This is a genomic window from Chitinasiproducens palmae (assembly GCF_900095735.1).
GTDB classification, from domain to species: domain Bacteria; phylum Pseudomonadota; class Gammaproteobacteria; order Burkholderiales; family Burkholderiaceae; genus Chitinasiproducens; species Chitinasiproducens palmae.
The window spans coordinates 184,353-197,748 of the sequence record NZ_FNLO01000013.1; the positions used below are offsets into that span (position 1 = coordinate 184,353).

The window sequence follows — 13,396 nt, forward strand, 5'->3', positions numbered from 1 at the left end:
TCATCGAAATCGGGATCAGCCGTAACTGCTGGTATCAAGACCGATTGGCTGCGGGGCATTGCGGAAATCGGCTGAATGCGACGGCTGCGCCGCTACAAAAATGGCGCGCAGCATGGAGCACCGTGTAGCAGCCCACGCCAAAGATCATGACTGTTTGCAACAGAACGCAGCGCTTGGGTGCAACAGTGCGGATTCAGACTGTGCAGGGCTTGGGCAAGACTGAAATAGTCAGAGTGCGCCGTCGTTGGCTAGGACTGCTCAGTCGGTGATCGAGCCGTTTTCCTCGGCCAGCCGCAGGTACTCCGCCAGCAACGGCACCGGCTGGACGTAGCGATCGCGCATCACCGGCTGCTTGCGCGGCCCGACGATGGACGCCAGATCGGACAGCTTCACATGGCACAGGCCGGGCGCATGCCTATTCCCACGTCGATCAATCCCCATGCCGTATCGCCATCGGCCGGGTCGAGCGCGGCCAGCAGCCAGGTCACATGCGTGTCCGGCGTGAACAGACGCACCGCGGGCAGCGGATCGATGGCTTCGCCAGCGGCGCGGGCCTGGCCGTGGGGCAGCAGGCGGGCGCAGTTGTCGTCGGTGATGAGTGGATTCATGGCGATTCCCTTCGGCAGCGCAAATCCACCGAACCGTGAAAGCGCAAGCCATCTCGGCGGATTTGGGCATGAACACGATTGAGGTTCCGTGATTTCACGCCTTTGAGGAAAGCCGCTAATGCGGATTTCCGTAGAAGCACAAAACAGTGAGATTTCTATGGATGAGTTACATATCACGTGGCTTTAATTGTGCCGAGAACCGACGCTACTGTTCGTGCAGAAGCGTTCCGTCCAGCCTGGCCGACCGGCGGGCACCACGACACGCGACGCCGAGTTGGCTCACGCCTTCGGCGCGGCAGTGCCTGCGCTGCGGACGGAGCGTGGCATCGCGCAGGATTCGCTGGCGCACCTGGCCAGCGTCGAGCGTTCGCATATGGGCAAGATGGAGCTCGGCGAGCACATGCCCACGCTGGCGCTAATCTTCAAGATCTCCGGCGCGCTCGAATGCAGCACGGCGGTACTGATGAGCGAGGCTGAAAGCCAGCTCGCAGCGGCGGCCAAGCATTCGCGGCGCCGGACTCGTCCGACGCAAGGTGGCTTTGGGCGTCGAGAGGACTAGGTCAGGCGCGGCAGGGGTGTATTCCTAGAAGCTAGTGCCAAGTCGCGATAAAAAGCATCTGCGGCAACGGTGGAGAACGACCCCGTCCCCGTCGTTCACGCCGCTGCCCTACTTACGACCGTTGACGGACGTTGACTGGGCATTCGCCGACGCAAATTCTTACGCCGCTCATCCTCTGATGCGACGACTCAGGAAGTAAATACAATAGCTGCTTTGTTACGGAAATTGGCCCTGCTCGATTGTCGGCCTTGGCGAGTTCAAAAAAGAGGAAACAATGAGTCAAGTTCTATGGTTGGGAGCGGCTGCGGGGTCCGCCGTGCTCGCGGGAGGTATCGGCTTCTGGTTCGCGAAAGCGAGCACGCGGCGGTCGCAGTCCAGAACTGCACCCACAGCCGAGGTCGAAAATGCGTCTGCAACGTATGAGCCGTTGCCAATGTCTCAAGCACCAGAGTCGGCGCGCGTCCAGATGGCGCTTGGCGCCGAGCTCGACATTCTTGATTCGGCGGGCAACATCCTTCTGCATACGCGCGTACTCGACCGCATACCTCGCAACGCCATCAATCTAGAGGACGCCAAAGGCGTCGCCATCTCGCGTGCCAAGCAACTGGCAGCCGACCTCTTCAGGGGATCAGCGGGCCTCCCCAACAAAACGGTCGAGATTGTCTTCGCCCCTGACATTCAACAGGGCCTGGCAGATGGCACGCTTGAGATCGTAAATGCGATTGGCGATGGAAGCCGCGCAATGGCACGAAACGTCGAGACCGGTCAAATCGCAGGGCACGCGCGGGTCCTCGAAGGCGGTCGAGTCAGACAATTGGCTGCGGGCGCATTCCAGTTGCTGAGCATCGCAGTTGCACAATCCCATCTGGACGACATCAGCAAGAACCTGAAGGCCATTGCCGACGAAGTCGAGGCACTCCGAAAATATTTCGATTCAAAGGATAAGTCGAACCTGCTGGGGACTGTCGAGTATCTCACCGGCGTCGTAGCGAAAATTCAGAAGATGGCCGCGCCTGAAACGATCCGTCAGGAAAAGCAGGGCGAGCTCGAAACTATCTCGAGAGAAGTACCGGCATGGATTGCTCAAATCAAAGATGAAAGCGCAGCCCTCACGGCGCGCATCGCGAAGGAACTCGACCAGGATACGTTTGGTGGAACAGAAGCGACCCACAAAGCGTTGAAGCGACATGCCGAAGCTGCGCAAACCATTCTCGACAAACGCAACCTCCTACTTCGAGTCATCGCTTTGCTGAAAGTCTGCAACGCCTATCTGGTGCCCAGAGACGCCGAACGGGTCCCGCAGTTCTGGGCGGACGGTCTTGTTGTAATCGATGCAGGCTACCGAGAATTGACGGTAAAGCTGCGCGATCAAGCTTATGCGCTGCTCTCGCACGCGCTGTGGAACAAAAAGGAAACGCTGGACGCCAGGCGTGCTGAAATTGTCCAAGCGACCGAGCGCTTGCAAGTCTCGGCGATGCAGGAACAGGTTGCCTACGAAGGATTCGTGAATCGCATCGATCTGAGCATAGAGCGACTGAAAACAGACGACGGAAAACTTCACATGGCGGTATCGTTTGACGCCAATAGCAATGTCAAAGCAGTGGCGCTTATGACGAGCTAGGCACTTCCTTGGCAGCGGGTGCGAGCGAACGTCGCACGTTCCCGTTTCTGCCCATCTCAAGAGACGGCAATGGCCGATGAATCGAAAATGACTCTAGCGATTGAATGACTGCTTGCGGGTGCAATGCGGCGTTGAGAATGTCCATGCGACGCGCCGGACGGAGGTCGCCTCCTGGCCGATAACTACCGAATCAGCCAACGCTCCGTCCTTCTCGGCGGGGCGCTGGCCCGGCCGATCCGGCGCGAGCCGGTTCGGCAATGTTCAAGGAGTGTCAAGCGCAGCACGGCAGAGGTAGGCCGTAGGGCTTTCCCCTGGAGGAAAGCAAAGCGCGCAGCGCCTCAGGCATGAGGGATTGACCCTGCATGGCCGTGACGGCGAAGTCGGCACGGGGGCGCAGCCCGAAAGTCCGGCGGCACAGCGCGCCGACACGCCATGCCGTTCCTGCTGCCACGGGCTTCGAGCCATCCGACCATCGCCAGTGCGATCAGTCCAGAGGCATGCTAGGCATAAGGCAACCGCCGAAACCCTGTGCGCGCGGCGCTGCGATCAGCAGCACCGCGCCCCGCCGCAATGGGCGGGGCGCGGTGGGCGGCCGTCAGGCCGCCTTGGGCTTGTTGCGCGACCAGATCAGGTCGTGCGTGCCGTCCTCGTTCTCGATCAGGCGGGCATAGACCGTCGCCGGGAACGAAGGATCGTCGAGGGACACGGACACATAGGGCCGCCCGGCTTCGCTGGTGTTCTTCCATGCCGCGCCGATGTTGTGGCCGGCCGCCTGAAGGCGGAAGTCGGGGGCGTTCGCGGTGTCACCCTTGTCGTTGGGAATCACCTGGCCTTGACGTTCAGGGTCAGGCTGCGGAGCTGGCCGGTGAAGCCGTCTTTCTCTGCGGTGAAGGTGCCGATGTTAGCCATGATGTTTCTCCTTTCGGGTTGAACAAGGTCGCGCCAGTGCGTTCTTGTTGTGATCCGGCCGGCGGGGGATGGGCTGGCCGCACCGCGCAGCGGTCGCAACACCGTGGAGAGCCTGGAAGCGAAAAGAATTTGTCCCGCGAGGAATGCGCGCAGCGCAGGGGAAATTGTTTTCGCTGGAAGGTTGCGGCCATGAAGCCCAAGGCGCAGCCGTTCCCTCGCCAGGATTCACGACAAGCCAAGGACGCACAGGCCGCCCGCTCCCGAAAGGAGATGTGGCTGACCTCGGCATCCCCGCGTGACGGCTTCACCGGCTCGTGCTCTGACGCGGGCAAGGCCAACCACCAACGACAAGGCATGAACGTCCCTTGCCGCCAACAGGCGGCTATCGTGGTTTAGGCGTGGCCCGGAAGCTCCATAGCAAGGCCGGGTGGCGTGTCGGTGAACCGTCCTTCGTGACGTACAGGCGGCGAACCGTCAGCGTCGAGGACGGCACGCTTTGGCACAACCTGCCGCAGCAAGCCGGGGCGTAGCCCCACAAGCCCCGCCCCTTGCGGCGGGGCGTAATCAAACTCTTGCCCGCGCCAGCGGGCACCGATTCGCCGTGCCGCGCGCAAGGCTATTGCGCGCCCGCCGCGTCGCCGCCTGGTCAAAGGCGGCGACGCGGCGGTTTTGGGGTGGACGTTGAAACCGGGCGCGGCAAACTTGCCGCGGCCGGTTCGGGTGAAAACCCCGGCGCGATGCGCCGGGGCCATGCTGCTACCTCACGCGGCCAGCGCGTGCGTTTCCTCCACCTCGGCGACATCGTCCGGGTGCGTCGGTGTCGGCCTCGTCCGCCATCACCGGCACGCCTTCCGGCTCGGTGTGGTGGTCGATCTGGAACACGGACGGCATCCAGCCGGTGCCGCCCGCCAGTCGTTCGGTAATGCCCCCGTCCAGTAAGCGGGACCGGAAGTAGAATTTCCAGCAAAGGGAGTTCTACGCAATGAAGAAATCGAAGTTCACAGATAGCCAGATCATGGATGTGCTCAAGCGGGCGGAATCTGGGCTGGCGGTGCCGGAGATTTGCCGGGAGTTGGGTATCAGCACGGCGACGTTCTACAACTGGCGTGGCAAATACGGTGGCATGGACGTATCGCTGATGGCGCGGATGAAGGAGCTGGAGGCTGAGAACGCACGACTGCGCAAGATGTACGTCGAAGAGAGGATCAAGGCGGAGATCGTCGCAGAGGCGCTGGCAAAAAAAGACTGAGGCCATCTTCTCGCCGCGAGATGGCCAGCGACGCAGTAGCACGCCGAGGGGTATCGATACGGCTTGCATGCGAGGCATTTGGCGTGAGCCAGACCTGCTATCGCTATGAGCGAAAGTGCAATGCGGAGAATGAACAGATCGCTGACTGGTTGCTGAAGTTGACCGATAACCACCGTAACTGGGGATTCGGGCTGTGCTTCCTGTATCTGCGCAACGTGAAGGGCTTCGGATGGAACCACAAGAGGATTTACCGCATCTATTGCGAGCTCGAACTGAATCTGCGCATCAAGCCGCGTAAGCGGCTCGTGCGTCAGGCGCCGGAGCCCTTGGCGGTACCGGTGTCAGCGAACGCGGTATGGTCGATCGACTTTATGCACGACCAGTTGAAGGACGGTCGCAGCATCCGGCTTCTCAACGTGATCGACGACTTCAACCGGGAAGCATTGGGCATCGAGATCGATTTCTCGCTGCCCTCTGCCCGTGTCATAAGAGCCTTGGAGCAGATCATCGCGTGGCGTGGAAAGCCGATGGCGATACGTTGCGACAACGGCCCGGAGTACCTGAGTGACGCGATCACGCAGTGGGCCTCGCAACGCGGCGTCGCATTGAACTACATCCAGCCGGGCAAGCCGCAGCAGAACGCCTACGTGGAGCGTTTCAACCGCACTGTACGTTATGAATGGCTGTCGCAGTACTACTGGGATGACTTGGCACACGTCCAACAGTTCGCAACGGAATGGACGTGGCAATACAATCACGAGCGCCCCAACATGGGCCTTGGCGGGATAACACCGAAACAGCGGCTGATGGTCGCCGCATAGCCTCTACTTCTGAACCGCGTTAAAAATGGGGGGATTACCGTTCGGCTTCGCTGGCAATGTCGCCCTTCCTCAACTTTGACAGCCGGGTGACGTTCAACGGCGCGAACACGCCCACGGCTTCCAGAATCGCGGGCTTGGCGATGTGGCGGAAGTAGCCCTCGGCGGTCGGCTTCCACCATGCGGCCATGTCCAGCCCTACGGCCTGCGCCAGTCCCGCGCCGGGTTGCTGCTGCGTGGCGCGAGGCGTCACCACGTCCACCGTGGACGCCACGCACACGGCCAGCAGGCGCACCAGCTCGTCTTGCGACTTGGCCTGCAACGCGGCGAACAGTTCAGCGCTGTCCTGCGGCAAGGCTTCGCCCGCGACTTCCTGCAACTCGCGCAGCGCCACGGCGGCGGACGATTCCGGCACGTCCGGGGCCACGCCTTCCAGTCGGTCTTGCACTTTCAGGCTCACGCCGAGCGGCAAGCCGTCGCTATAGGCGTCGGCCTGCAACACGGTCTGCAACACGGTCTGCACCATGCCATGCACCAGCGCGGCGGTGCGGTGGGCGCTCAACCGCTGCGCCAGCCGGTCGGACAGGCTCGCGGGCTTGGGCGCTTCGCCTTCGTCGTGGTCTTCCTCGTCGCTCGCGCCGTCGCCTGCGCCGAAACCCTGCCGCAGCTTTTCGAGCGTCCGCAGCGCCTTCGCCTCGGCCTCGCGCAGCAGGCCACGATGAATCACGGCCTCGCCGTTGCGGTCAAGCGTGACGATGGCACCGGCCACGGCGCGCACGTCCGGAGCGTAGTCGCGCAAGCCTTTCTCGATGGCTTGCAGTTCCCCGGCAACCTGTTCGCGGCGCGGTTGCAGCGCTTCGGTCTTGTCCTCGTCCTCGGCATCGTAGGCTTCTTCCAGTTCGGCATCGAGCTTGTCGAGGCGGGTTTGCAGCGAGGCGATGCGGCGGGCTTCGCGGGCGTTCGGTTCGCGGCGCTGGCGCGGCGCGTTCTGGAACGCCTGCCGCTCGGCATAGCTCATGTGCGGCACGGCTTCCACCCACGCCCAACCCTCGGCGCGCACGTCCCCGGCCAGCGCATCCAGCTTGCCGCGCACCAGCCTTCCCAGCAACGCGGCGTCGGCTAGGTAGGTTCCGGCGTCGCCTTCCGCGAACAGGTTGCGGCGGATGCCGCCGCCCGCCGCCGTGTAGGCGTCCAGCCCGGCGAAGTGCACCAGCGGATGCGTGGCGTCGATTTCGCGTTCGGTCAGGCGTTCGCGGAGCGTGGACGCGCCACGCTGCTATTCGGGCGCACCGTAGAACGCGGCTTCCTGCGCGGCGTGGTCGTCAGTGATGGTCCAGGCCATCAACTGTTCCAGCGTGACGGCTCCGGCCCGGTAGTCGGCCAGCAGGCGCGGCGAGACGTTGGCCAGCTTCAAGCGGCGCTGCCCCACCAGCGGGGACACGCCGAAGTCGGCGGCAATGTCTTCGATGGGGCGGCCTTCCTTGACCAGTGCGGCGAACGCCTCGAACTGGTCGGCCGGGTGCATCTGCTCGCGCAGCAGGTTTTCCGCGAGGCTGACGGTACGGGCCGAAGCGTCGGACACCAGCAGGCACGGCACTTCGTAGTCGGTGGGGATGCGCTTCTTCTTCGCCAGCAGCTTCAACGCGGTCAGTCGGCAGTCGCCGCCACCACTTCGTATTGCTCGCCATCGGCCGACAGGATGACCACAAGGTTTTGCAGCAGGCCGATGCGGGCGATGCTCGCGGCCAGTTCGGGAATGGACCGGCGCGGGGTCTCGCGTGCGTTGCGCTTGGAACGGCGCGGCAGCAACTGCGAGAGCGGAACCAAAATCAGGTTCTTGCTCGGGTCGGCCACTTCCAAGGGCGGGGCGGTTTCGATGGCGCGGGGTTCGGTTTCGTTAACGGCGTTCATGGAGATGACTCCTAGCGGTTGGCATGCAGTGGCGCGAGAAGCGGCAAGGGCTGCTGCCCTCCCCTGCCGCGTTGGGGGGTCAGGCTTTCAACTGGCGCATGCCATCGGCCAGCAGCCAAAGCGCACGGTTGAGGCGGATGTTTTGGTCGATGCCCTGCACCGGGCGGGTTTGCTGGCGGCGTCCGTTGGCGCTGCGCCCGCGGAGGCCGCCTTGGGTCAGGTTCTCTTGCGTGCGGTTGAACACGCTCCACAAGTCCGGGCGGCGGTCATCAAAGCGGCGCGGCATCAGGATTTGCGATTCCGTGATGGGCGCGGGCTTGTCGGGATCGTCGTACTTGAGGGCCAGCGCAGCGCGGGCGAACACTTCGGATTCGCCATCGTTCAAGGCGATGGCGCGCATGGCATCGCGGGATTCCCTTACCCGGTCGAAGCCGCTCAACACCTCGTAAGCGCCTTCGATGAGGTGCCCGGCCACGTCCCCCTTGTGGGGCACGCGCACATCGGCCACGGTGTCGCCGAATACCAATCCGTTCTGACAGACAAAGCGCAGAAGGCCAGCCAATAACTGATAGCTACTGGTGCCGTCATGCGAGTTCAGCAGGACGATTTCGTTGGCTTCTGCATCGTTGATCTGGTTGGCATGGCGCAGCCGGATCATGTGCTTGGTGAAGTCGCCGCGGTCTTCGCTGCGCACGCGTGTCTGCGCCACCATGAAGGGCTGGAACCCTTCCTTGCGAAGCTCCGTCAACACGGCAGCGGTGGGGATATAGGCGTACCGCTCGGAACGGCTTTCGTGCGGGGCGTCCGCGAAGATAGACGGGGCCACGCGGCGGATTTGGTCGTCGGACAGCGGGTGATCGCTGCGCAGCGACGGGGAACGGGAAGCAAAACGGGATGCAAGTTGCATGATTGGTTCTCCTGACAAAGAAGGGTTTTCTGTTCAAACCGCACACCGGATTTTTAGATTCGGAGCCCAGCCTTTCGGCCGTTCGGTGCGGTCGGCACGAGGAACCCGGTTGGCCCTGTTGCCACCGTCTTTCCTGAGTTCATCGCCCGCGACGGTCAGGAGCGCGCGGACGGGGGCCGTCAAGGAGACAAGCGCAGGGTTGGTGCGGCCCACAGGCGCAGCCGAGGACACGGCCCTGCGCGCCTTGACGGCACACGGCCGCGGGCTACAGTCGCGAACAAGGTGATGAAGTCAGGGGAGACGGCTGGACAAGGCAACGGCCGCCTTGATGTGCAGACCGCACGCAAGCGAAGCGCGCAGGCCCGAAGCTGGGCCGGAGGCGTCAGCGATATGGAAGGCTGGCGATAGCCAGTCCCGTTAGGGATGAGCGAGTAGCGAACCTGGAGCAGCGCAATCCGCGGAGCGGAGACGCACAGGCTTTCCCGATTTACTATTCCGGTTCAATGCATCTGATGGAAAGCCACCCACTCGAACAAACAGGGAAGAATTCGACCATCCATGCTGCCATGTCTCGAATCAGCTAATTGCGCATCCGCTACTCGTTTGAGCCATTACATTGAAGTGCATCGAGCGCACGCTGGAGTCAGCTTCCGCGAGCACATCAAGCAGCGGCGCAGAGATAAAGCTGTCCGGGCAAGTTCGTTCAAGCTACTCTATCTCGACACGATGGCCTGGAAATGCGTTGCGGACTACCGGCAGAACAAGGCCAGCCTGACTGAAGCGATGAAGACATATGACGCGAACGCCAAACGAGCCGTGATAACGGGACGCTTCGCGTTTCCTATCGGCATCCCCACGTATTTCGAGTTGAACTCGATGGTCGATCCGACCACCCGCGAGGCGTTCAAGAAACTGGTTGACGAGCTTTCCCAAGGGATTTTCATCGCGTCCTTCCATGGCCGTATCGGCTCCGAGTTGCAGATGCTGCGGACGAATCGACTTAGTGAGGCCGAGGGGCAAAGAGGTTTCTTGCGCAGCCCGGTCGAAGTGATGGCAGTACCGACCATTTCGTTGCCAAACTTCGTCAAGGCACAGGTGAGCGAAGCGACGTTCAATAAGGCTTTTTTTATGCGCTGTACGAGCTTCCGTTTTCCATCCAGTTGGATGTAGCCGGCAATGCACTGGGTAAGAAAGGGGACAACTCGCGAGGAATTGCCGATCTCGATGAGGGCGAGGCACAACATCAGGCCGAGGTTGTGAATCTCAATACAGGCATTTTCTTGGAGTTGAAGGGTAGCATCGGGGCCTGGCTCATCAATGAAGGTATGGCACTCGAGCACTAAGAAATCACCCTGGATGCTTTGAACGCGATGGACGACTGGAAGCAAGCCCCTTCCTCACGCGCATTACCGACAATCCGCATCCTCGGTTCGCTGTATGGAATGATGAGGTTTGATCCGAATCGCCGATACAAGAATGGAGCCCCTAAACGACTTCTTGATAGCGGCATCCGCCCTCCCCGTCGCCCATGCACTTTTCGCGGACAGAAATTTGCGAATCTCTTGTCCGATAAACGGATCGGGCTGGACAAGTCCTTGGACTGCACCGTGGTCGCCGGCTTCGGCGAAATGGCCCAGCATCTCGAAGAACAGATGCTATGAAGAAGTGGCCGAACGCCAAGCCTGACGTGCAGCGCGCCAGGGCGCTTCATTGCGGCTTAAACTGTTAAGCCGACGGGCGGGAAAATGTCACACGGAGGCCCAATGACAGGGAAGGAACAACGAAGAATCGCTTGCATCGGCTGGGGATCTCTGATTGAGCATCCAGGCTGTTTGACAACCCTCGGGGCATGGCTCGCCGATGGGCCAAGCCTGCCTGTTGAATTTGCGCGCGAATCCAATGACGGACGCATCACTCTGGTAATTTGTCCACAGGCGGCGCGCGTACCGACCCGCTGGGTACTCTTGAATCAGACAGACGTGCCCGCTGCAGCAGAAAACCTAGGGCGCCGCGAATACGCTGAAGCGACACCAAAGTGGATCAGCCGATCGATCGGGTGGTGGGACCATTCGACAGCCGAACAGCACGGTGCGGAGTCAGACACGATCGCGGCATGGGCGACAGAACGTGAGCTCGATGGCGTAGTCTGGACCAATTTGCCGTGCGGCTTCAAGAGCAGTCGAGGTAAGATGCCCTCCGGTGAAGACGTGCTCACGCACCTGCGCAGCCTCGACGCTTCGGCACTGGAAAGGGCGAAGGACTATGTTCGAACCGCGCCTGTCGAAGTTGATACCGCCTACCGCAGGCAGATCGCAGCGCATTTCGGATGGAACTGATGCATCAATCCGGAATGCCCACCACCACCTCGCCGGGTTCGAACCACTGTTCTTCCAGAACAAACTGGCGAACCTGCTCTGGCTGCATCGAATAGGCCACCAGTGCCAAGCTGCGTTCCGCACGGCTGCATGTGACATAAAAAAGTCGCCTCGTAGATTCGACCGACGTATCGCCGGCTTGCCTACCGCCAAAGAGCTTTGCATAGCTGAAAAGGAAGCCTCGAGCCTCGGCATCGTCCATGATGACCATAACTCTCGGGAACTCCAGTCCCTTGACACCCTGGTGCGTATCGAAATGAGCATTTCCTGAGACGTAGGCAGCGTAAGGGCCGATCTGAGAGAACGGTGCCGCTAGAAACCCGTCTATCGCTGCTGCCGTCTTAGTCTGGCGATCGACATTTTCGCCTGCCCCGTCGTCGTCCAGCACCTCCGACGAAGCATCGCGGTCAGCGCGGGGCCGCAGGGCATCGGGCACGGCAAAGAGTCCACTGCTTGCAACGTTACGCAGTACGTCACCGAAAGTCGGTTCCGCGTCGGCCTGCCAAAGTGACATCAGGCTGTCGATTGCGTCGGTTGCGTGACGCAACTGCATCGCTTGGTCTTCTGTCGCTCGGAGCCTGTCACTACTGAGTAGTGGCGATGATGTGCGAACGATGCGCGCAACGGCAAAGCGGTCGTTTCTTCGCTGTGCGTTCACCAATGGCAGTATCTGCTCCGAAAAAAAACGCACAAGAGGCAAACTGCCGTCGAGCAGGCCGGTTCGGAAGTTCTCCACCTCATAGATTGCTGCGAACATCTCCAGGAAGCCCATCCGTCTCGCAGCCATCCTGTGTTCGAGAGTCAGGCTTTTGTACGTCTCGGCATGCCGCCACCCGTCGTCCTTCGTCAGTTGCTCCATTCGCTTCGCTACGGCCCGCTCGGCGGCGGGCTTATCAGCGACTTCGCTTGGGAGAATGAAGAGTTGGACCCAGCCTTCAACGCTGTCCGTGCGGGGAATCTGTTCTTGACCATCTACCGCCTTCCGGATCTTGTTGATCAACCTGATCACCCGCTTGGGGCAACGGTGATTCAGGCGCTTGCCTGGTGTGGCCCAGTCACTTGGCAGGTCCTGACCCAACCCTTCCTTTCCGTCGCTGTAGATGCGCTGCATCATGTCTCCAAGAAGACCGAGCACGAAACGTTCACGGTGATGGGCTTGGACTACGAACAAAGCATCAATTAGAAGCCTGTTGGTGTCCTGACTCTCATCGATTAGCAAGATTGGGTAGCGGCCCACCAGGATGCTTTGCATGGCGGGCTTGGATTGCAGAAAATCCGCCGATATTTTGATGACCTCGCTGTGATTGAGAGCATCGCGTCTGACCTGTCCCGGTTTCTAAGACCAGTCTTCTCTAGGAATCAATGGCAGTTGTTAAACAATCGTCGATGCTCTGCCGAAACGCGGTCGGCGTGAGGTACTGCAAACTCGAATGTGGCCGCACGTCGTTGTAGTGCGCCCGCCAGTCTTCGATCACGATCTTCGCTTCAATCCGATTTCTAAACCATTCCATCGCCAGGCACTCATCTCGGAACTTGCCGTTGAAACTTTCGTTCGCGCCGTTCTGCCAAGGCTTGCCAGGATCAATCAAGACCGTCTCGATACCTTCGCTGACAGCCCACTTGAGCAGCGCCGTGCTGACGAATTCCGGGCCGTTGTCGGAGCGCATGTAACGTGGCGCTCCGTGTACGCTGATCAGCCGGCTGAGCACGTCGATTACGCGGGCAGCCCGGATCGAACCGGCGACGTCGATCGCCAAACATTCTCGCGTGTATTCATCAACTACCGTCAAGCATTTGAGCTGCTGCCCATTCGCGCAGGCGTCGTACACGAAGTCGTAGCTCCAAACGCTGTTGCGTGCTGTCGGTGCGTGGATGCGTGGCACTCTGGCAGCAATTCGGCGACGACGACGTTTGCGCGGCACTTGCAAGCCTTCCTGCGCCCACAAGCGCGCACAACGCTCCTTGCCAACGACGATGCCTTCGCGGCTTAGCATTACGCGTATACGTCGTGCGCCAAAGCGCGGATAGCAGCCGGACAGCCTGCGCATACCGTCGATCACGATCCCATTCTTTGCAGGCATCTTCGGCTCATAGCCTAAGTTGCAACGGCTCGCCCCAATCAGCGCACACGCGCGCCGCTGACTCAAGCCCCGGCGGATTGCCTGCCAAGCTTGCTCGCGACGTACATGTGCGCTTACCATTTTTTTGCGTTGATCTCCTTCATCACTTCGATTTCGAGATCCCGCTCCGCCAACAGCTTCTTGAGCCGCCCGTTCTCCGACTCCAGCGCTTTAAGCCGCTTCACGTCGTCGCTCATCATCTCACCAAACCGCTTGCGCCAGGCGTAGATCGACGCCTCGCTCACTCCGTGACGCTTGGCCACCTCCGCGATCGGTGCTGTATCCGCCTCCCGCAAAATCCGCACAATCTGCTCGTCGC

The 13,396-nt window shown here is 61.0% G+C and carries 8 protein-coding genes and 4 pseudogenes; 6 read left to right on the forward strand and 6 right to left on the reverse strand.

The genetic code is table 11. The features are described from left to right. Window positions 1-258 precede the first annotated feature (258 nt). A pseudogene (locus tag BLU54_RS19555) lies at window positions 259-608 on the reverse strand (DUF2958 domain-containing protein). A 214-nt stretch (window positions 609-822) separates the two neighbouring features. On the opposite strand from BLU54_RS19555, the gene BLU54_RS19560 reads away from it, so the two are divergent. Beyond that, window positions 823-1,167, forward strand: a complete 345-nt coding sequence (locus BLU54_RS19560; RefSeq protein WP_091912161.1) for a helix-turn-helix domain-containing protein — start codon at window positions 823-825, stop codon at window positions 1,165-1,167. A gap of 274 nt (window positions 1,168-1,441) precedes the next feature. After that, on the forward strand, window positions 1,442-2,788 hold the full coding sequence (locus BLU54_RS19565; RefSeq protein ID WP_139169769.1) for a hypothetical protein: 1,347 nt from the start codon (window positions 1,442-1,444) through the stop codon (window positions 2,786-2,788). A gap of 595 nt (window positions 2,789-3,383) precedes the next feature. On the opposite strand, the pseudogene BLU54_RS19570 reads toward BLU54_RS19565, so the two are convergent. After that, window positions 3,384-3,697 (reverse strand): annotated as a pseudogene (locus BLU54_RS19570) (DUF736 domain-containing protein). 982 nt (window positions 3,698-4,679) lie between these two features. On the opposite strand from BLU54_RS19570, the gene BLU54_RS19580 reads away from it, so the two are divergent. Beyond that, window positions 4,680-5,767 (forward strand): IS3 family transposase gene (locus tag BLU54_RS19580; RefSeq protein WP_091912166.1). Its coding sequence is split into 2 segments (ribosomal slippage): window positions 4,680-4,941 and window positions 4,941-5,767, totalling 1,089 coding nucleotides; the frame shifts between segments, so codons are not numbered across the junction. A 37-nt stretch (window positions 5,768-5,804) separates the two neighbouring features. Here BLU54_RS19580 and BLU54_RS19585 read toward each other — a convergent pair. Next, a pseudogene (locus BLU54_RS19585) lies at window positions 5,805-7,675 on the reverse strand (ParB/RepB/Spo0J family partition protein); the annotation flags it as partial. Window positions 7,676-7,754: 79 nt separating this feature from the next. Continuing rightward, window positions 7,755-8,582, reverse strand: coding sequence for a DUF932 domain-containing protein (locus BLU54_RS19590; RefSeq protein ID WP_091912169.1), 828 nt, complete (start codon window positions 8,580-8,582; stop codon window positions 7,755-7,757). A gap of 603 nt (window positions 8,583-9,185) precedes the next feature. Between BLU54_RS19590 and BLU54_RS19595 the strand changes: the two genes are divergently transcribed. The 3 genes from BLU54_RS19595 (at window position 9,186) to BLU54_RS23485 (ending at window position 10,918) form a co-directional block, all read left to right on the forward strand. Continuing rightward, entirely contained in the window at window positions 9,186-9,752 is a 567-nt protein-coding gene (locus tag BLU54_RS19595; RefSeq protein WP_139169770.1) for a hypothetical protein, read from the forward strand. A gap of 200 nt (window positions 9,753-9,952) precedes the next feature. After that, window positions 9,953-10,243, forward strand: coding sequence for a hypothetical protein (locus BLU54_RS23480; protein WP_139169771.1), 291 nt, complete (start codon window positions 9,953-9,955; stop codon window positions 10,241-10,243). 102 nt (window positions 10,244-10,345) lie between these two features. After that, a complete protein-coding gene (locus tag BLU54_RS23485) occupies window positions 10,346-10,918 on the forward strand; it encodes a hypothetical protein (protein ID WP_139169772.1) in 573 nt (190 codons plus the stop codon). 4 nt (window positions 10,919-10,922) lie between these two features. Here the strand turns inward: BLU54_RS23485 and BLU54_RS19605 are convergent. Both BLU54_RS19605 and BLU54_RS19610 read right to left on the reverse strand, forming a co-directional pair. Next, window positions 10,923-12,263 (reverse strand): annotated as a pseudogene (locus tag BLU54_RS19605) (UvrD-helicase domain-containing protein); the annotation flags it as partial. 46 nt (window positions 12,264-12,309) lie between these two features. Beyond that, window positions 12,310-13,396, reverse strand: a protein-coding gene (locus BLU54_RS19610; protein WP_091911778.1) for an IS3 family transposase whose coding sequence is annotated in 2 segments (ribosomal slippage) — window positions 12,310-13,157 and window positions 13,157-13,396 — 1,088 coding nt annotated over the 2 segments. Because the reading frame shifts where the segments join, the coding sequence is not laid out codon by codon here. This gene is flagged as partial in the annotation.

What these genes read in the sequence shown, in the direction of transcription:
- BLU54_RS19565 (WP_139169769.1), top strand. Translation starts at nt 1,442, where the DNA reads ATGAGTCAAGTTCTATGGTTGGGAGCGGCTGCGGGGTCCGCCGTGCTC.
- BLU54_RS19590 (WP_091912169.1), bottom strand. Translation starts at nt 8,582, where the DNA reads ATGCAACTTGCATCCCGTTTTGCTTCCCGTTCCCCGTCGCTGCGCAGC.
- BLU54_RS23480 (WP_139169771.1), top strand. Translation starts at nt 9,953, where the DNA reads ATGGACGACTGGAAGCAAGCCCCTTCCTCACGCGCATTACCGACAATC.
- BLU54_RS23485 (WP_139169772.1), top strand. Translation starts at nt 10,346, where the DNA reads ATGACAGGGAAGGAACAACGAAGAATCGCTTGCATCGGCTGGGGATCT.